This window comes from Microcystis flos-aquae FACHB-1344 (genome assembly GCF_014698375.1).
Taxonomy (GTDB): Bacteria; Cyanobacteriota; Cyanobacteriia; order Cyanobacteriales; family Microcystaceae; genus Microcystis; species Microcystis aeruginosa.
Window position 1 is genome coordinate 33,223 of the sequence record NZ_JACJSW010000199.1, and the last position, 22,677, is coordinate 55,899.

Consider the following 22,677-nt stretch of genomic DNA (forward strand, 5'->3'; position numbering starts at 1 on the left):
TCCTGCTCGTATAATTGCTGTTGACTAAAAATTAAAATCTTCTGTGAACAGATCCTGCCCCTCTTGAATAAGATTTTCTGAGGAAGCTAAGGATAAGTTGATCAAAGGTTCATGGGCAAATTTTAAAACTTGCTCTAGCCAGTTTTTGAACAAATCTATGAGCAATAAAATTCGCTCATGGATAAATATATCTGTGTTGTAGATTAGCTTGAGATAAAGTTCTTCTTCCTCAACAAAGATAAATTCTAAATCAAATTTAGCGGTCATCATTTTGGGGTCAATGGAGTTAACTGTAATTCCGTTCAATGCCAGATCTATATTTTGATTATTTTGCAGGACAATTGCCACATCAAAGAGAGCATTCCGGCTAGGATCTCGTTGTAAATTCAAATCAGATACGATCTGATCAAAGGGATAGTCTTGATTATCATAAGCCTCTAAAGTGGTGGTTTTTACTTTGCTAAGGAGATCCGTAAAACTGTCGTGATCTGTTATCTGATCCCGCAGGACGAGAGTGTTAACATAAAATCCGATTTGATCTTCTAAATCAGGATGATTTCTGCCGGCGATAGCAGAGCCGATTGTAATTTCATTTTGCTCAGTATAACGGAATAGAAAACTCTTAACCAAACTAACTAAACCCATAAATAAACTGGCTTCTTGTGCTTTAATTAACTTCTCAAAAGTATCGATCAATTCCGGTTCAGGTTGCCATGTAATTGTATTTCCTTGAAAACTTTTAACAGGTGGGCGCGGATAATCAACAGGTAAGTTAAGACGCACAGGGACAGGAGTTAATTTAGCTAACCAGTAATCCCGTTGATCTTGAAGTTTCGAGGTTTCTAATTGACTTTCTTGCCAAGAAGTATAGTCTTTATAATGAATTCTGAGAGGGGGCATTAATTGGGAATTTTCTTGTCCATAGGCGTGATAATGGCTGAGGAAATCTTTAATTAAAACCCCGGCTGACCAACCATCAGAAATGATATGGTGCATATTAAACAAGACGATGTAATTCTCTTGGCTTAGTTTAAGTAAGTTAACTTTAAGTAACGGTCCGACTTCTAAATCAAAAGTCGTTTTGGCATTATGGCTGATCGCTTCTTCGATCAAGTTTTCTTGTTCTGTGCTAACATAAGCTGTCAGGTCTATTTGTTTAATGACAAAGTTCATTTGATTATGGACAACTTGACGGGGTTGATTATTGATTAAAGTAAAGGTAGTCCGCAAAATTTCATGGCGTTGAATTAACTGTTGAAAGGCATTTTCAAAAGCATCAATATTGAGATTGCCCTTGAATTGATAAGCACTGGGCATTCCGTAAGCATTATGATTTTGATCTAGAAATTCTAAAGCCCAAAGACGACGCTGACCATGAGACATCGGATAGGATTTTTGGGGGGGAATTGCCGAAATGGGTTCTTGATAATTGTATTGAGTCTGGGAGATTAAAGTCGCCAATCCAGCAATGGTTGGAACTTTAAAGAAGTCAGCCAATTTTACGGATACATTTAGTTCTTTATGAACCCGGGTTACAACCCTTGATAAGAGTAGAGAATGACCGCCAATTTCAAAGAAGTTATCAAAAATACCGATAGGATGTTTAGAGAGAATTTTTTCCCAGATACTAACGAGATTGGATTCTAAATAATTCCGGGGTGCAACATAATTAGAATTCACCAGAGATTTACCAGTTTCTCTGAGTTCTCTCAGGGAGTGCAGGTCAAGTTTCCCATGTCGAGTTAAGGGGAATTGCTTTAAAAAAATAAAGTAACTCGGAATCATATAAACTGGTAAAAATTTGGCAAGTAATTCTCGAATCTCAGCAATTTCTAGAGTTTTGTCTGTTTGACAGTAAGCAGATAATTGAGTTTGATTATTAACTTGAACGGGTAAAACAATCGCTCTTTCAATGGGAGCATAGCGAGTCAATTGATATTCAATTTCTCCGGGGTCAATTCGATAACCATTGACCTTAACTTGATTATCTTTTCGTCCCATAAACTCAATGATACCGGGAGCAGTTTGCTTGCCTAAATCGCCGGTTCTAAAGAGAGTTTTTGTCTCATCAAGAAAGCTAGGTTTAAATTTTTCTTGAGTCATTTCGGGTTGGTTATGATAACCCGATGCTAGGGCGGCACCTTCTACACAAATTTCGCCGATTACATGGAGGGGAACGGGATTATTAAATTCATCAAGAACCCCTAAGCGATTGTTATGGAAAACTTGACCGAGGGGGATTTCGCTGTCTAAGTTTTCCTTGATTTCATACTGGGATACTCCCACACAAGTTTCTGTAGATCCGTAAACATTGCTAATAATTTCTGCCGGAAAACGTTTCCGCAAAGCTAAGGCAGTTTCCCGATCTAATTTTTCCCCTCCTACCGAGATATATTTTAAGCTGGAAATGGTTTCTCCTGGTTCAAGTAGCCCCAAGATTTCTCGATAGATAGATGGGGTGGTGTGTAGGGCATTAATTTGATTTTCCTGTAGGAAAGAAACCAAATGTCCTATATATTTTATTTCGTACATATATAGGGATGCACCTATGGTTAAGGGGAGAAAAATATTACGAATAGATGGATCATGAGTAACAGCAGCTGTGAAAATATAGCGCCATTCAGGATGTTTATCTAAATCAAAGGTAAGTCGTAAGCTTTGAATAACATTCAAAATTGAGATGTGACGGCCCATGACTCCTTTGGGATTACCAGTTGAACCTGAAGTGTAGAAAATATAGGCGGTTTGGCTAGAGTTGCGGAATATTTTAGGCTCATCTTTGTCATATTTGTTAACAATAGGATCGATTTTATCTAAGCAAATTTTCTCCATTTTTTCAGGTAACTTAGAGATAAAATTACTCTCCGTTAGGCAAACATGACAGCCACTATCTTTTAAAATAAACTCAATGCGACTGTGAGGATATTGAGAGTCTATAGGAACGTAAGTCGCTCCAGTTTTAAAGGTAGCCAGAATCCCGATGATTAAGTGGTGATTACGCTGGAGCATGACCCCAATCACTTTTCCTACACCTAGCTGATATTCCTGCTGTAAATAATGACTAAGACGATTGACTTTTTCATTTAATTCTTGATAGCTAAGGCTAATTTTTCCCGCAATTAAGGCGGGAGCATTAGGGGTTAATTTAACTTGAGCTACAAAGTCATCAATGATGGTGGCTTTTTCAGGGAGTTTGCGAGTTTTTCCCGTTAATTGTCTGAGTAACTTCTCTTGTTGGACTGGGGTTAATAAAGGTAACTGATAAAGGAGATGATTAGCATCGTCAATGATTCCCCTCAGCAAAATTTCAAAGCTTTCAATAAATTGTTTAATTGTCTCTTGTTTAAATAGTTCTGTATTGTAATTGCAGTAAATAATGAGGTTATCATTAAGTTCAATTAAGTTAAATCCTAGATCAAAAGGGGTGTAACTAATTGGTGACGGTGGCAAGGATACTTTTAAGTCTTTAAACTCAGGCAGAGTTAAACTAGGATCCATGTTAAAAGATACAGAAATGAGAGGAGAACGAGAAAAATCTCTAGGTAATTGTAAAGCTGCTAATAAATCCTCTAAAGTATAACTCTGATGGCGAAAAGCGTCGATCAGGGTTTGTTTAGTATGTTGTAAATGTTCAATAAAAGAGGTGGTAGCATCGACTTGTATCCGCAGGGGTAAAAATTGAGAACAAAAGCCTACTAAGTTGTCACTGCCTTCTATTTGTCGCCCAGAAATAGGAATACCAATGACTAAATCCTTATGACCAGAAATTCGACGCAAAAAAGCAGTATAAGCGGCGAACATCGTCATAAATAATGTAGCTTTATTTTTGCGTCCTACTTTCTGCAAATTTTGCCCAACTTCAGAGGGAATGACTTGACTTTCTTGTCCGCCAGTGTAGGTTTTAACGGCGGGACGGGGAAAGTCGGTGGGAAGCTCAAAGGTTGGGAGATCTTCCTGATAGGTTTTCAACCAAAAATCCCGATGCTCTAACATTTGTGGACTTTGCGTCTCTTGCGCTCGCAAAGTTAAATATTGCCGAAACTGCATCGGTGGTGTGAGAACCTCTTTAGTTGTGTTATTTTGGGATGAATAAAGTTGACCAATTTCCTGCAAAATTAATCCTAGTGACCAACCATCTGCCACAATATGATGAGTTTTTAAAGACAGCAGATAATGGTCAGGTTTTAAGCGCATTAAAATCACAGCAAATAAGGGAGCAATCGACAAGTCAAAGGGTTTTTGGGAAAACTGAGATCGTAACGCTAAGGCCGTCGCTTCGGGATTATCTTCATCCTTCAAATCAATGAAGTTTAATTTAATTTTAACTTGATTGACAACTTCCTGTAATTCTCCTTGTTCTATAATTTGGGTTCGCAAAGCTTCATGGCGATTAATAACTTGATTAATCGTTTTTTCTAAAATGTAAAGATCTAAAGAACCTCGTAATTCTAGAGATGTTGTGACGTTATAGGATGCTGAAGCATTACGGTCTAATTCAGCTAATAACCAAAGCTGACGTTGAGCTTCACTGGTGGGAAAGGATTGATTTAAAGATGGTAAATGTCCCCTACCATCTTCATCTTCAGAAAGCGGCTTTTTTTCTTCTTTCTTGACTTGAGGGCGTTTAGCATTAGCAAAAAAACCAGCTTGCTGTAATTCCGTAATCGCTTCTTTGACGGCTACTATAACTTTGTCTATATCTTCATTAGTATGGCAGGTGGAGAGAAAACAAACTCGTTTTTCCCATGTGTAGATTCCTTTAAGATTTAATAGGTAATAAAAGAGGGGTAATTCGATGGGTTGTAAAAAGATACTATAAGCTCCAAAGGGTTCAAAGCGGAATAAAGATCCAAAATTAACAACCCGAATCGGAATGCCTATTTCTTGAAAAAACTGATTGACTTCGGTGGCTAATCGATGAGTTAATTGATTCACTTTTTCTTGAATCGTTGGACTGTTTTCCCGAAGATGTAAAAGCACAGCACGACAAGCAGCAAGGGCTAAAGGATGACGACAAAAAGTTCCCCCAAAAGCGGTTAACTCGGTTTGGGGATGAGAGTCATCTCCGTATTGCCAGAAACCGCCGTCAACGGTATCTAAGAAATCTGCTTTACCGCAGATCATACTAATTGGTAAACCTCCTCCAATGGCCTTACCATAAATGACTATATCAGCTTCAACATTGAACCATTCTTGCGCTCCTCCCGGAGCAATCCGAAAGCCGGTAATAATTTCATCAAAAATGAGTGTGATTCCTTTTTTATGGGTTATTTGTCGTAGTTTTTGCAGAAATTCTTGAGGCTGTAAATCGGGTTTGCGACTTTGAACTGGTTCGACTAATACGGCGGCTAAATCATCAGCATGAGTAGCAATAATATCGAGGCTTTCTTCAACTCCATAACTCAAGACTATTACGTCTTCAACCATTCCTAAAGGGGTCCCTAGACTTAAGGGTTGAGCAGTGGTTTTATCTTCTCCTACTCGTGCTAAGATGCCGTCAAAAGTTCCATGGTAGGAGCCGGCGAACATAACGATTTTTTGACGTTTTGTCCGGGAGCGAGCAATGCGAACAGCCGCCATAATCGCCTCGGTTCCCGTATTACTAAAAGCGACTCTTTCGACTCGGCCCATTTCACTAATTAAAGCGGCGGTTTCGGCAGCCAGATTTGACTGCATTCCTAAGCCTATTCCTCGATTCATTTGTTCTTGAACCGCTTCAATGACAAAATCAGGACTATGCCCAAAAAAGTTAACCCCAAACCCCATAGCTAAGTCAATGTAATTATTGCCATCAATGTCCTTAAAATAAGCCCCTTGAGCGGATTCTGAAACAATCGGATATTGAAATTCTTTTAAGGCCATGCGGAAGTCAATGGTCGGTTTAACATCTACCATTGTCTTACGGCTATTTTGTGAATAGGCTTTTGATTTGGCGGTTTTCTGGTTATAAATACTCTGTAAATTTTGAATAAAGGCTTGTTGTTGTTCGGTTAAGGATTTGTTCTCAGTCAGCTTTAAGGCTAAGGGGTTTAAATTGGGAGAACTAGGTTTCTCAGGAGATTTGGGCTTCTCTTGAGAAACCGGCGGGTAAGTTTCTATTTTAGAGCTTTGGGCAGGAATGATTTGAGTCTGATTCGTTAATATTTCGGGGACTATACCTGGAAAAACGGGGGCAGCTTGAAGAACTTCTAATTGCTTGATAATGGTTTTCTCATGGAGTTCTTTTAGGTCTTTTAAAGATTGTAATTGAGCCATCATTAAGGCTTCTTTACCGGAGCTTTCACCGGAGACAGTAAGCTTAGTCCTTGCAGGAATTGAGAGGGGTTCATCTGGCACACAAGCAAGAATTAATTCTTGTCCATTGTTAATGGGAATATTGTTTTGTTTAGAGAAACTATTCGCCGTAGCAAACCCACAACTTTTTAAAACGGAACACCAATTTTCACCCCTTAATAAGGGTGTATCTGAGCGTAATTGTTGATCCTGAAAGCGCCACCATCCGGGGGTTAATCCAAAGGTTAAATTCAGCCATGAGTTATTTTCTACGGTTTCGAGGAGAACTAAGTAACCACCGGGGCGCAAAAGTTCCCGAATATGGGTTAGAGTTTCTGTAATATTTCGGGTCGCATGAAGGACGTTAGCGGCGACAACAATATGATAATTATGGGCAGGTATCCCCTGAGAAATGGGGGACTTTTCAATGTCTAGTTGATGAAAGTTTAGGTTATATTTTTTCTGAAATTTTTGCCTAGCTTGATGCAGTAAGAAGGGAGAAACTTCGCTAAAAGAATAAGTGACATGATCGAGGTTTAAGTGGTGAAGAATTGCTTCTGAAGTGGCACCAGTTCCTCCTCCTATTTCGAGAATTTGATAGGGGCGATCACTATTAGAAAAGCGCGTTAAAATCTGGTTAATAGCTTGGGCAACTCGTTGATTCATCAATCGAGATACGGGAGAATTGCCATAGATACTTTCTGCATGAGCAACGGAACCTTCTGGGAAAATTAATGTCAAGGGGTCTATATTTCCCTTGAGAACTTCTGCTAAATTTTCGCCGCAGCGTTGCAACATTTCTAATTCAGGTTTTGCAGATGGACAAGTTTTTTCTAGCTTTTGTAGGGCTTGGGGTAAGGAAAAAGACTCAGGCAAGTTTTTGACAGTCCAAATATTCCCTTGATTTTGAAGAATATTAGCTTGCTCTAAATCCTGCAAATAACGATTGAGCAAAATGTGATATTTGGGGGCAACAGGTAAGGTTTGTCTTAGGGTTTCTATTGTCCATTGTTCCCCTTGATTAAGTTTTTTACCTAAGGACTCTAAAGCCTTGATGATATAGGCTGTAGCGATGGGTTGCAATTGATCAATGACTTGCAGATAATTGCTTAATTCTGTCTCTTCATCGATAACTTTAGCTGTTATTTCTGAAGCATTTTCTAAGGGTTTTTCTTTGACAAATTGGCAGAGGTATTCGGCGATATCAACAAGAGTTTGTAAATCGGTAAACAGTTGATCTATTTTCACTTTGACTTGAAATTTTTCTTCAATTTTGCGAGAAAAGTCAGTCAAGATAATTGAGTCTGCTCCTAAGTTTAGTAATGTCTCATCCTCCGGCAGATCGTTCTCATCTTCTTTCAGCAGTAAAGCTAGAATTGATTTTAATTGATTACGGATTTCCTGTTGATGTTTTTGCATATTGAAAACTGTGGTTTCGGTATCGGTAAGGTTAGAGGTTTGTGAGTCTAGGAATATTTTGTCAATGCTCTGATTTTCTGTTCGAGGATTAGGCTGAAATTGGAAAGGTTTCCTTTGAAAGGGATAGTTCGGCAATCTGACTTTTTTATAGCCATAATTCTGATTGAATTGTTCTGGGTTGAAAGGCAGGCCATTGAGGTAGAGTTGTGCCAAGGCTGAAAGAATTGTCTGCCAGTTATCTAAGCCACGATTGAGAGAACTTAACCAGATGACCTCATCTTTATAACGACGACCTTGTTCTGCCAGTATTGGTCTTGGTCCCACTTCTAAAAATAGGTTATATCCCTTGTTGAAAGCGGTTATTAAACTCGACAAAAATCTTACTGGTTCTCGGCATTGTTTGCTCCAGTAAGTGGCATCTGGTGCATTTTCTAAAACCTCTCCATTAAGTCCTGAAAGTAAGAGAATTTGGGGGCGTTGATAAGAAATTTGACGAGCCTCTTTTTCAAATTCTTTTAAAATTGGCTCCATTAAAGGGGAATGAAAAGCCTGAGTAACGGGGAGATATTGAGCGGGAATTTTTTGCTTTTTGCAGGTGCTAATAACTTCCTCAATGCTGGCACTTTCTCCAGCAATAACAATCTGTTGAGGGTGATTAATGGCAGCTATTGAAACTGTTTGAGTATAATTTTTAATTAGGGAAATTACTGTCTCTTCATCAGCAAAAATTGAAGCCATTTTCCCAGAGGTCGTGGTTTGCATTAATTGCCCCCGTTTGACAACTAAGGCGAGTCCAGCTTCTAAGCTAAATACTCCTGCGATACAAGCTGCTACATATTCTCCCACACTATGGCCAATCAGTAAACTGGGGGTAATTCCCCAAGATTTCCATAGCATTGTTAGGGAATATTCTAGGGCGAATATAGCCGGTTGAGCGTAAGCGGTTTGATTGAGTAAATCGGTCTGTTCACCAAATAATATTTCAGTTAAAGGATGGTCTAAATACTTCGCTAATATTTCGGCACATTGATCAATATATTGACGAAATGTCGGCTGAGTTTGATAGAGTTGATGTCCCATGCCAGGATAACAAGCCCCTTGCCCTGTAAAAAGAAAAACAATTTTAGGGGATTTTTCCGATGTAAAACGTTGATAAAAAGTCAAATCATCAAGCGGGTTTTCTTCAGCAAAAGCGGCTAATCTTTGTTGTAATTCTGGACAAGTATCGCCAACAATGGCTAAACGTTCAGGTAAATCTATCCTGCCGACAGCTGCACTATAACAAATATCTCCAATTTCAGGATGAGATTCTAGGAGGGTATGAAAACGTTTAGCTAATTCTTTTAAAGCGGTTTTGTTGTGGGCTGAAAGAGTTAAGAGATGACTAGGAATTTGTTGTTGAATTTCTGAGATTTTGCTGACGGGTGCTTGTTGAACAATGACATGGGCATTTGTGCCGGAAAAACCGAAAGAACTTACCCCAGCTATAGGGACTTTATTGTTATTCGGCCAAGGTATATTTTGAGTAGGAATTTTAATAGGATGGTCTTGCCAATTAATCAGAGGATTAGGGCTTTGGAAATGAAGATGGGGCGGGATTTCACCCTGTTGAAGAATCAGAATTGTTTTAATCATTCCAGCCATGCCAGCCGCGGCTTCAAGATGGCCGATATTGGTTTTCACTGAGGCGACATAAAGAGGGTCAGAGCGCTTTCCATAAACTGAGGCAATGGCATTCAATTCGATGGGATCTCCTAAAGAAGTACCTGTGCCATGAGCTTCTATGTAGCTCACATCTTCCGGGAGTATTCTGGCATCAGCTAGAGCTTGACGGAGCAATTCTTGCTGAGCGGGTCCACTGGGTACGGTTAAACCGGCAGCAGCACCATTATGATTCACCGCCGAACCTCGCAACAGGGCAAGAATTTGATCCCCGTTTTTCTGGGCTTCTGATAAAGTTTTTAAAATCAAAACCCCACAGCCTTCCCCTCGCACATATCCATTGGCAGAGGCATCGAAGGTTTTACAACGCCCATCGGGGGACATCATTCCCGACTGAGAAAGACTAATCGTAATTGCGGGTTCTAAAATGAGGTTTACCCCACCCACTAAAGCGAGTTCACATTCACGATTTCTCAGGCTACGAATCCCCTGATGGACGGCTACTAATGAGGATGCACAGGCTGCATCAAGGGAGAGACAAGGACCGTGAAGATTGAGAAAATAAGATAGCCTTCCGGCGGCTGCGCTTAGAGCATTACCGGTGCCAAAAAAAGAGTCAATTTGATCATAGTTTGTGCCGTAAACCTTCAGAGCATGATCAATGCTAGTAATCCCCACAAATACCCCTACCTTATTATCGGCTAAATTTTTCAGAGGTAAATTGGCATTTTCTAACGCTTCCCAAGCAACTTCTAAGAGTAACCTTTGTTGAGGATCCATGGAGGCTGCTTCTCTTGCTGAGATCGAAAAGAAACGGGCATCAAATTCTGTGATATTCTCTTGAAGAAATCCCCCATAAGCGGTGTTCATTTTTCCTAAAGTTGGTTCTTGAGAATACAGTTTTGAGATATCCCAACGGCTTTTAGGAACTTCTACTATAGCATCAAGTCCGGCTTGACAAAAACTCCAATATTTTTCTGGGGAATTAATACCTCCAGGAAAACGACAAGCCATCCCAACCACCGCAATAGCTTCACTTTGTCTCGTCTCTAATTCATGGATACGAGCCTGCATGACCTCCATTTTGCTTAAGGTCGTTGCCATTAATTTTTTGTAATCTATACTCTCAACCATGCCCTATTCTCGATAATTTCTAAGTTTATAAGCCGTTAAACATAAATTAGGATGCTGTGCTATCAGTGAATATAAACAAAAGTTTAACCCCACAGAGTTAAGCTTACTCATGTTCACCTACTTAGCCTACCACATCTTATGGCTTTTGAAACATTATTTTTAAAATTTAACCTCCATATTGATCAAGCTCCGTTAATTTTTGATTAAGTAATCTTGCCAGTTCGTCTTCACTGAGGCTGTCATAGGGATTATGATTGTCAGGAATTGGATTTATTTTAATCTCAAAATCGAGATGATTGGCTAGAATTTGTTCCCTTAAGTAGGTACTTAAGCTGAGAAGATTAGGATAATCGAAAATGATCGAAGATGGCAATTTACACCCTAAATCTGTTTCTAAGCGATTTTTAAATTCTATGACCATTAGAGAGTTTAAACCTAAGTCTAAGAATGATGTTTGTTGAGGAATAACTTTGTTCCCATTTAACCCTGTCACTTCTCTTAATATTTTCTCCAGTCCTTCTACTAAAGCGGTTATTCGTTCGTCTATAGAGACAGATTTTAATTGTTCTAATAGTTTTGCTGGACTTGTTTGTTTTTGATTGTTTAGGGTTAATACCTCGCTAAAGAAGGGTTGACTAATGTTGAAAGTTTGATTAAAAATTGACCAATTAATATCGATAACTATTCCTTGGTTAATATCATCTAAAATTATCTGGTTGAGATATTGAAACGCTTGCTCAGAAGGCATCATCTGCAAACCCCAATTAGCGAAACGTTGTTGATCAATTTGGTTGCTCGTCTCCCAAGCTCCCCAATTAATACTAATACCAGGTAATCCTAAACTTTGCCGTTGCTGCATTAGAGCATCCATGAAAGCATTAGCCGCCGCATAATTACTTTGACCCGGTGAACCAAGGATGACAGCCGCAGAAGAAAAGCTTACGAAAAAGTCTAAAGATAGAGAGCGAGTATAACGATCTAATAATAAAGTTCCTGCTACTTTTGGACTCATTACCTTTTGATATTTTTGCCAACTTTGATTACTGATAAGCCCATCTTCTAAGACCGCTGCTGCATGAATTATTCCTCGTAAGACGGGCAAGTCTGCCCCAAAACGAGAGAATAAATTTTTCATATCTGTGGGGGAAGTAATATCAGCTTCAATCAAGGTTACTTTTGTTCCTTTCTCTACTAATGGGGCTATCAATTCTGTTGAAGATTTAACATGGCGACTACACAAAACTAGGTGACTTGCTCCCATTTCTGATAACCATTGAGCCACTAATCCGCCGAGTTTTCCTCCCGCTCCCGTGATTAAATAAGCCCCTGACTGATTAATAAACTGTCGTTTTTCTGAGGTAGGAAGAGATGCAGAAACTAACCTGGCTGCGTAGCGGTTTCCTTGACGTAAAGCCAAACGGAATTCATGGGGGAAACACTTTAATTCATTGAATAAAAGTGCAGCTTCATTAGCTTCTTTATGGATTGGTAAATCTAAACAAACACAACCCATTTTAGGATACTCTTGATTAATGACTGCTCCTAATCCCCATAAATGGGACTGTTGAGGAGATAAAGCCGTATCATTGCTAATCTTATTAGCCCCGCGAGTAATCAGCCATAAATGGGGTAATTTCTCCCAGTTATTAGTGAGGGTTTGCACTAAATTTAAGACGGCATGAGAACTCTGATCTACTGTATCTAGAACTTCTTCAGCTTCTGAAGATTCCCAACAAAAAACAACACCAGTCGGAAATTCTCCAGATGGATAAGCTTCTTGATAGAGACGCTGAAAATCAGATTTCTGAGCCGGATTGATCACAAAAGAATCTTGAGAATAACATTGATAATTCTGCCCCATTTCTACAGTAATTACTTTTTCTCCTGCCTTTTTGTATAAATTAATTAGGGAATTTAAGTCTGTTTCTGGACGAACCAAGACTAACCAAGAATTTTGAGGATCGACGGCAACAGTTGGCATTGAAGAAAGTTTTTTCCATTCCACTTTATAAAAGCAATTATTTGACTTTTCTTGCCATAAACTCTGTAAAATAGCTGGATTTATGCGCCGTGCTGTTAAGTCAGTAAAGCGAGCGCAAAGCTGTCCTTGTTCATCATAAATATTAACATTTACTCTCATTTCACCATTAGTATCTGAGATGACCTGAACTTCCGTCCAAACTTGCGAAGTTGGATTTAGGAATATTTCCAAGGAAGAGAATCCATAAGGTAGATGCAATTCTTGACCATGAATTTCGGGGAAAGCTGCCCCAATACTCTGTAAGCAAGCATCCAAAAGAACCGGATGAAAATAATAACGCCGATCCGCTAAACTAGGGTTAATACTAATTTTAGCTTGAGAGCCTTTTTTGAAAGAATATAACTCTTGAATCGCTTGGAACTGCTCTCCATACCTGATACCCATCTGCTGATAAAGCTCATAGAATTCACGAATAGAAATCGATTCTTTAGAGTTTTCCCTTTCTAATTTAGTTTGGTTTAATTCTGAGGCAGCCAAGCTTTGTATATCCTTAGGTTTGACTTCACCTGTAACATGAAGAACCCATTGTTCTTGTGCAGAATCACTGCTAAATATCTCAAAAGTATAAATCAGTTGAGATGATTTTTTAGGTTTAAAAATTATTTGGATTATTGAGGGAGTTGGAGATAAGATTAATCCCTGATGGATAGAGACATTTTCAAGGGTGACAAAATGCCCATTAAATATTTTCTGACTTGCGGCTAAAATGGCTTCAATAAAACCGGTAGCTGGAAATACAATGTTCTCAAATACCTTGTGTTCTTCTAAATAACTAGGGTTAAGAGAACTCACCTCACCTTCAAAGATCATGTCTCCCGTTGCTAACTTTTTAAAATCTCTAATGAAAGGATGTAACTGAGTCTTGATTTGCCCTAGAGAAAATTCCGAATTAGATAGCCAATACCGTTCTCTTTGAAAGGGATAAGTCGGTAAACTAATTCGCTTACCTTGTTTAAATACTTTAGTCCAGTCTACAGAATAACCATTAACAAAAAGTGTCGCTAAACTTCTATACATTTGTGCCTGTTCATCCTGCCCGGGTACAATACTAGGCAACCATAATAGATCCTGGTTGGCAGCAATAAGGCGAGCCATACTCAGTAATACAGGCTTAGAACCGACTTCTAGAAAACAACGATAACCCTGAGCAATTAAAGACTGAAATCCTTGACTAAACTGTACAGTATTACGCAGATGATCTACCCAATAATCAGGAGTTGTAATTTCTGAACCTACAGCTTTCCCTGTCAGATTACTAATAATCGTTAAGTTAGGTTCATGAAAAGAAATTGTTTTTAAGACCTGGGAAAAATCATCAAGAATAGGCTGCATTAAAGGAGAATGAAAAGCATGAGATACCGCTAAACGTTTAGTTTTATACCCTTGATCAATAAATTCTTTTTCGAGTTGCTCAACAATCTCTTTAAATCCAGAAATGACGGTAATTGAGCCATTGGCTGAAGCAATATTAACTTGATTTTCATAAGAAGTTAGAGCGTTTGCTACCGTCTCATAATCAGCATAAATAGCGGACATACTGCCATTGTGGGGCAATTTTCCCATTAATTTACCCCGTTGAGTCACTAATTTTAAGGCATCTTCTAATGAAAAGACTCCTGCCCAACAAGCCGCCACATATTCCCCAATACTATGTCCTAAAAGGGCTGAAGGTTGTATTCCCCAAGATTGCCATAATTTGGCGAGTGCATATTCAAGGGAAAAAATCACCGGCTGAGTGATTTGGGTTTCCTCTAATAACTCACTATTTTGCTCTTGAAAGATTAAATCTAAGAGAGATTTTTCTAAAAGGGGTTCTAGAATTTGATCACAAAGATCTAATGTTTCCTTGAAAACAACTTCTCGGTTATAAAGGGTTTCTCCCATGCCGGAATATTGAGAGCCTTGTCCAGAAAAGAGGAAAGCTATCTTTGGCGGAGTCTCTGATAAAATCGGTCGGATTAATGAGTCAGAATCTTCACCATCTTGGTAATCAATTAATGCTCGTTGTGCCGTGGTTATTGAGTCTGCTAAAATACAGATTCGTTGCGGAAAAATCCCCCGCCCTGTACTGGCGGTAAAACAAACATCAGCTAAATTGATAGACTCAGTCAAAATATCTTGATAACTTCTCGCTAACTCTTGCAGCGATTTTTCAGAACGAGCCGAAAGGGGTAATAGATAAAAATTATTCTCCGAAGGTTGAGGTAAATCAGCGTCAATTTCCCCAACAATGATATGAGCATTCGTTCCACTAAATCCAAAGGAACTTACTCCAGCAATCCTTGGACGTTCGCTGATATGCCAAGGTTTTCCTTGTACAGGAACTTCAAAAATATGAGAACTCCAATCAAAGCGGGGATTAGGATTTTTAAAGTGAAGATGAGGAGGTATTTTATGGTGTTGTAACGCTAGAACGGTTTTAATTAATCCGGCAATTCCGGCAGCACCTTCTAAATGGCCTAAATTCGTTTTTACTGAACCAATAATTAAAGGCCGATTAGGGGAGCGTTGGCCAAAAACGGCGGACATACTTTCTAATTCAATGGGATCACCAAGGGCTGTTCCAGTGCCGTGAGCTTCAATATAATCGATTTGTTCAGGCTTGAGATTAGCACGTTTAAGGGCTTGATGTAATAATTGTTCTTGAGCTTGACCATTAGGAACAGTTAGCCCACTACTTGGACCATCATGATTGACGGCTGTGCCATAAATTTTCGCTAAAATTTGGTCTCCATTCTTAACTGCTTGGCTCAATCTTTTCAGAACAACTATTCCACAGCCTTCTCCTCGCACCATGCCATTCGCGCTCTCATCAAAGGTTTTGCAATGTCCATCAGGGGCAAGCATATGGGCGCGACTTTCGATTAAAGAAATAATGGGAGTTAAAATCATATTAACCCCTCCAGCCAAAGCCAGATCGCACTCACCATTAAGTAAGGCATTATAAGCTAAATGAATCGCTACTAATGAGGAGGAACAAGCGGTGTCAATAGTCATTGATGGACCCTGTAAACCAAGGACATAAGAAAGACGACCCGCCGCCATACTAACAGAAGTTCCTGAACCAGTATAAGCATTAATGGCTTGAGGAGAATAACTTAATTGGGCATAATCTTGAGTCATGCAACCGATAAAAACTCCCGTCTGACTGTTGCGTAATTTTTGGGGATTTTGTCCAGCAGATTCTAAAGCTTGCCAGGTGGTTTCCAAGAGTAAACGCTGCTGAGGATCCATAGCGACAGATTCTCTAGGAATAATGCCAAAAAATTCTCCATCAAATTCCTCAATTTGTTCTAGAAATGCACCGTAAGGAGCGTATATTTTGCCGGGGACATCGGGATTAGGATCATACCATGTTTCCTGATCCCAGCGCTCTTGAGGAATTTCTGTTATAGCATCTTTTCCCTGTTCTAAAAGTTCCCAGAAAGATTGTAAATTCTTAGCACCGCCGGGGAATCGACAAGCCATGCCGACAATAACAATAGGATCATCATCGAGTTGTGATTTTTCTGGCTGTTTTTGAGAAATTTCTGCTTTTATTTGAGGGGTAAATACTGGTTGACAATTATCTAGAACTTCTCGCTGTAAATAATTAACTAAGGCTTCAACGTTCGGAAAACGAAAAGTAATTGTCGAAGGGAGAGAACAATTAAAGTCAGTTTGTAACAGATTTCGTAACTCTGTAGAAGTGAGAGAGTCCATCCCCAAATCAAAAAAGCCTTGTTGAGGGGAAAAAGTTTCATCATTTGAGCGTCCTAAGACAGTAGAAACACGCATAATGATATGATTAGTTAGCCAATTAGGACGCTCTTTTAAGGTTAAATTTTGCCATTGTTTTAAAAACTCAGATGAGGGGGCTGCTTGGGGGTTTCCTTGAGGCAGAAAGTTTTTATAAAAGCTTTGATGAATATAAGGAAATTGTTGCCAGTCAATCTTAATTACACCAGCGCGAATAATCTGATTTAGGAGAATTTTTTCGAGAGCATTAAGGGCTAAATCGGGTTTCATAGCCCCATATCCTTTAGCGGCTAATCTCTCCAAAACATTGCGATCTACTGCTGCACCTATTTCGCTCCAAGGACCCCAATTTATGACCGTTCCGGGTAAATGATGCGCCTGACGATAATAGATAAAAGCGTCTTCAAAGGCATTAGCTGCCGCGGCATTGGCTTGTCCAGCTGAGCCAATTAAAGATACAGCAGAAGTATAACAGACAAAGAATTCTAATGGGTCATTTAGGGTGAGTTGATGAAGCAACCAAGTTCCTTTAACTTTGGGAGCTAAAACATAATTAAAGCGCTCTGGTGTTAGTCTTAATAAGGTGGTATCGTCTAAGGTTCCAGCAATGTGAAAAACGCCCCGTACAGGATATTTAGAACGGCATTCTTCTAAGACAGTGTGCAGTTTTTCAGCATCGGTAATATCAAGTTTTTTGAGGGTAATTTCTGCCCCACTAGAGGAGAGATTGGCTAATATTTCAGGGCTAACTCCTTCTGCCCCTCGACGACTACACAAAACTAAATTCCGCGCCCCTTTTTCAATCATCCATCGGGTTGTTGCTAATCCTAACCCCCCTGTGCCTCCTGTGATTAAATAATAGCCATCAGGACTAAAATTGATATTTCCCTCTTCAAGTTTTCTCTGCACTAAACGGGGATAAAAACGCTGTTCCCCCCGCAAAGCAACCCGGTTTTCTTGGGGATTACTGTAGATTTCTTGCAGCAGTTTGTCGGCTGAGTTTACTTCATCTGGATCTAGGTCAATCGCCTTAAAATTAAGTTCAGGATGTTCTAAGACTAGGCTGAAGGCTATTCCTAATAAGGATGCTTGAGAGGGAGAGGTCAGGGTTTTAATGGCTTTTGCTGGTACTGCTCCTTGAGTCACTAAAATCAGAGCCGGCGGATTTTCTTGCTGCAATAACGCTTGTAAGAAAAAGAGAAATCTTTGACAATGAATCTCGACTTGTTGATCCATTTCTCCAGGGATTTTTTCTAAGCCCCAGAAGTACAGTATTTGACGAGTTTCTGAAGTTATCGAGTTTCTCAATATTGATAGGTAATCTTCAGCAATTTCTGGGTTAATATCTTGGGAAAAGACGCAGGAACAACTTATTCCTCTCTGTTGGAATAGAGGGATTAAACCGTTAGCAATTCCTTGACTATCTGCCCAGATTATTTGATGATAGTAAGATTTTGCCGAAAGAGAAGGTAATTGCTCACTGCTGCGACTAATGATGACACTTTGTTTTAATAAATTTCGGGTTTTTGCTTGGCTTGGTTCGATAATATTAATGTCTTCAAATTGATTCTCAATCAGTAAATTTTGCCAATCTTTTGTGCTGATTAACGGATAACCATTCCGCCGCAGATCTTGACTACATAACCACCATCCTTCTGTCAAGCCAAAGGTTAAATCTACCCAACGTCTTGCCCCTGTACTTTCTAAGAGGATTAGTAGTCCCTTAGGAGCGATGAGAGAGCGCACATTTTCCAGGGTTTTTTGAAGGTTGGCTGTGGCATGAAGAACATTAGCGGCGATGATTATGTCAAAACTGCCGGGGAGAAAATCTTGAGTAAAGGGATTTTTTTCAATGTCTAAAGTTTGATATTTAATAAAGGGGTAGTTTCTAAAATTTTCCTTAGCTCTTGTTAAGAAACTAGAGGAAATATCGGTGAATACATATTCGATATGTTCTGTGGGTAAGTGAGGTAAAATGCCAGCAGTAACGGCTCCTGTTCCTCCTCCAATTTCGAGAATTCTTAGGGGATAATGGGGGGGTAAATTCTCAATAGCACGGCTGATTGTGGTGGCGACTAACTGATTCATCAATTTAGCTCCGGCAGCTTCCGAATAAATTGATGCGATCGCTTCTAAATCCCCTTGAGGAAAGAGTAGTTCTAATGGCTCAACTTGACGACTCATGACTGCTGCCAAAGCAGAGCCACAACGCTCCATGAGACTAATTTCTGCTGGATAATCGGCAAATTCTTGGCGGAGAATTTTAATTTGCGATGGCGATGAAGGTGCTTCTAATTCTTTGAGGAATAACCAGCCATCTTTTGTCTGATTAACGATTTTTTCTTCAGCTAAAATGCTTAAACATCGAGATAATAAAGGTCGGTAAAAATCGACAATTTGACCTTGATTTGCTATCTGTGCTTCGGAATAAGTTTGACCTAATTTTGGCTGTCCATTAAGTTTTGTTAAGGCTTGCCAAATATAGGTTACGCTTAACTTTTCTAAGGCCTCCATTAAGCGCTCATATTGCCCCAATTTTTCCCCTAGTTGTTGTTCTAACTGTGCGGGGTGAATTTGATTTTTAATCACCTGGGGAGCTACTAAAGTGTCTCTACCATTCCCTAATAATTCCTCGCAAGGTATCCATTCTTCTAGATAGATTTGAGGGGGGATTTCTTGGGGGATAATCTCTTGAGATTGAACGGCTTTTAGTTCTAAGTTGGTGAGGGATGCTAAGGGTTGACCTTGGGGGGAATAGATATCAATATCAGCGATAATAATGTTAGGGTTAGGGGAGGAGTTCTTCAGTCGAACCGCGCTGATTACCTGCTCATCAGGAGGGTGGAAAAATGCCAATTTACCAAGGCGAACAGGAACATAAGTTACTGAGGATTCTTCTTTAAATAAAATGGCAGCAATACCTTGAAAACAAGCATCTAACATAGCCGGATGGAAATGATATTTTTCCCGCTCTAACCTATCGGTTAATTTGATTTGAGCAAAAGCTGTATTTTCTCCGCGCTTCAGTTGATGAATGAGCCGAAAGTTACTCCCGTAATTTATCCCTGATTTTTGATAAGTTTCATAAAAGGAGTTTATATCGACTTCTTCAGGACAATTTTTGGCGATTTCTTCTAGATGACAATGGGTTAAATTAGTTGATTTCAATTCCTCAATTTTTCCAGTAACTAATATTTCCCAATTTGGCTCAAGTTCATGGTAAATTTTAAAGCTTTTTTGCTCAATGATTAACTGTAATGTGTCTTCCGTATCTTTTAAAATTAATGCCTTCTTAAATTCAACATTTTCTAAAATAACTCTTTGATTCTCCCCGGCAGCTAAAGCCATTTCTATCAAGGCAGATGCTGGCAATATGGCCTGATCAAAAACCTGATGTTCTCCTAAAAATGCAGGTTTATGTTGACTAATGCTCCCTCGATATTGAAGGAGAGCTAAGGGAGAAGGAAAACGATCGCCTAGTAAGGGATGTCCAGAGTAATAATTAGGGTTTTTATAGCTAGAAGACTCTGATTTATTGCCAGAATTTATCCAGTAGCGTTTGCGGATAAAAGGCGAATTAGGTAAACTAATTTTTTGCCCGGGATGTGAGCGATGAAAGGCTTCCCAGTTAATATTAAATCCTCGTACATAGAGTTGACCTAGCACCCTTTGCTCATGCTGATCACTGTGACAATCTTCCCCTAAACTAGATAACCATAGAATTGAATTTACCCCTAACTTTTGACGACCTATATTAATGAGATTGGCACTGATTCCCATTTCTAGGAAGATTTGATATCCCATTTGATGCAAAGTAGAAATTCCCTGGGCGATTTCGTCGGATTTTTGCCTAATCCTTTCCCCTCTATTCACGGAATTTCTGAGGGATTTTTTCACCACTTCACCCTGATAAATTAGGGTAATATCGGGAGAGTTAGAATCGACTTCTGGGGTGCTTTTGAGCAAGGATAAAAGTTCTTCTGAGTTGGGGTTTTGTGGACCAATTTGAGCGCGTTTCGTCACCAGCTTGACGGTATCTTCAAGGGAAAAAACGCCCGCTTGTTGAGCGGCGAGATATTCCCCTAATCCAGAACCTAAAATCGCAGAAGGAGAAATTCCCCACGATTTCCAGAGTTCACAAAGAGCATATTGATAGGCAAATAATACCGGTTGTACAGACAAAGGAATCTGAGGCTCTAAGGCTTTTTTAGATGACAATAATTCCTGAAGAGAAAATTCTAAATATTTTTTAAACAGATGATCACAGTGCCTAAAAGCATCATAAAATACTGGCTCATTATTGAGCAGGGTTTCAATGATTTCTGGACTAATTTCTTGCTCGTCATGGCAGAGAAAAGCAATTTTAGGATTGCTTTGCGCTTCTCCATAAATGATGTCGAAGCTATTATTTTGAATATTTTGAAATTGCTTTTCATCCCCATCGCTCTTGAGAAAAGCCTGAATGCCTTGGCGCAGATTCTCTTGATTAGAAACTAAAAGAGCGAGACGATGTTTATGGGGAAAACGACCGGTATTTAAAGATAGGGCAATGTCCTTGACGTTGAGAGATGTTTTCTGCTCAAGATCATCCACAAATTGAGTCGTAAAAAGACGTAAACGTTCGGGTTCTTTAGCCGAAAAAGTAACGAGAATGGGGGATATTTTGGGGTTTTGGGGTTGCGGTTGAGGCGGTTCGCTTAAAATAACATGAGCGTTGGTTCCCGATGCTCCAAAAGAACTGACTCCAGCCGCTTTGAGCTTGCCATTGTTAACATTCCAAGGACAATTTTGCGTAACGATACTAATCGGTAAGGCATCCCAATTAATATGAGGATTGGGTTTTTTAAGATTTAGATGAGCCGGAATTTCACGGTAGTGTAGCGATAATGCGGTTTTAATTAATCCTGAAATTCCAGCCGCCGCCGCCAGATGACCTAAATTAGTTTTGAGAGAACCGACTAATAACGGGTTAGATTTCCGACGATTGAGGCATAATGCCTCGGCTATGGCTTTAATTTCGATGGGATCTCCCAAAGATGTTCCTGTACCGTGAGCTTCAACATAATCGATCGCCTCGGCATCTAAACGAGCGTCAGCCAGAGCTTCTCTGATTAATTCTCTCTGCACAGGCCCATTAGGAACGGTAAAGCCGCCACTAGCTCCATCGTTGTTGACTGCGGTCCCTCGAATCACTGCCCAAATGTGATCACCATCTTCCAGAGCGTCACTGAGTCTTTTTAAGACGATGACTCCGCAACCTTCGCCGATTCCAAACCCATCGGCACTTTCGTCAAAGGTTTTGCATTGGCCATCTGGGGCCAACATCTGATTGCGGCACAAGGCGATGACGACTTCTGGAGTTAAAACTAAGTTCACTCCTCCGACTAAAGCTTGTCTGCATTCTTGGGAACGTAAGGAACGGCAAGCGAGATGAACAGCGACTAAGGAAGAAGAACAAGCGGTATCTACTGCCAAACTCGGACCATTAAGATTTAAAAGGTAAGAAATACGCCCAGCTGCCGCATTAGTATGATTACCCGAAATATGATAGGCTCCGATGGCATTATAGTCCTCATTTGAGGTAAGAATACGGGCATAGTCATTGTTGGTAATCCCGATAAAAACCCCTGTTTTTCCCCTTCTAGCCGTCGTTGTTGCCATTCCTGCATTTTCCAAAGCTTCATAGGCTACCTCTAAAAGCAACCTTTGCTGAGGATCCATAGCGACGGCTTCCTTGGGAGCAATTCCGAAAAAATGGGCATCAAACTGGGAGACATCATCAAGAAACCCCCCCTGAGAAACATAGATTTTACCCACTTTATTCCGATCTGAATCATAAAAATCCTGCTGGTTCCAGCGCTCCTTAGGTATTTCTCTGAGGTTATTTTTACCCGCTTTGAGGAAAGACCAGAAGGATTCAGGTGTCGCAATATTATGACCGAAACGACAACCTAAACCGACGATAGCTAAGGGTTCGCTTTGTTGAGACTCGAAAGCTTTTAATTTTTCTTTAGCTTCACTAAGAGCTTTAAAAACTCTAGCTTGGATTGATTGGTCGTTTTCGGATAAGTTCTTTTTATCTTGAAAGTCCATAGTGTTAGAATCGACTTGGAAAAGAATAATTATTGCGACTGACGGGGTGACAAGCAGATGGAAAGTGAAACAGGGTGTAGAGTGTCGGGGTTAGGGTGTAGGGAAAAAGCTTGAGACTTTCGCCGAAAGATAACGAGGGAATTTGGTTTTTACCTGGTGAGTCGATTAATTTGATGGCTTACAGTGAGGAAATTTTCCCCGCACCTCACTTAAATTTCCACCTCGTTGTCACTTCTTCAGCTATTACGACCAGACAGCTAATCGTACCTGATCAAGGTAGTAATTGTCAATAGACATCTGCAATAAACGTTTATGGG

General features: G+C 39.8%; 2 protein-coding genes. Both read right to left on the reverse strand.

Translation table 11 applies throughout. The features are described 5' to 3' along the window. Positions 1 to 24: 24 nt before the first annotated feature. Positions 25 to 10,488, reverse strand: a complete 10,464-nt coding sequence (locus tag H6G48_RS20435) for a non-ribosomal peptide synthetase/type I polyketide synthase (RefSeq protein WP_190723009.1) — start codon at positions 10,486 to 10,488, stop codon at positions 25 to 27. Positions 10,489 to 10,654: 166 nt separating this feature from the next. After that, entirely contained in the window at positions 10,655 to 22,360 is an 11,706-nt protein-coding gene (locus H6G48_RS20440; RefSeq protein ID WP_190723010.1) for a type I polyketide synthase, read from the reverse strand. Between the last annotated feature and the right edge of the window lie 317 nt (positions 22,361 to 22,677).

What these genes read in the sequence shown, in the direction of transcription:
- H6G48_RS20435 (WP_190723009.1), bottom strand. Translation starts at nt 10,488, where the DNA reads ATGGTTGAGAGTATAGATTACAAAAAATTAATGGCAACGACCTTAAGC.
- H6G48_RS20440 (WP_190723010.1), bottom strand. Translation starts at nt 22,360, where the DNA reads ATGGACTTTCAAGATAAAAAGAACTTATCCGAAAACGACCAATCAATC.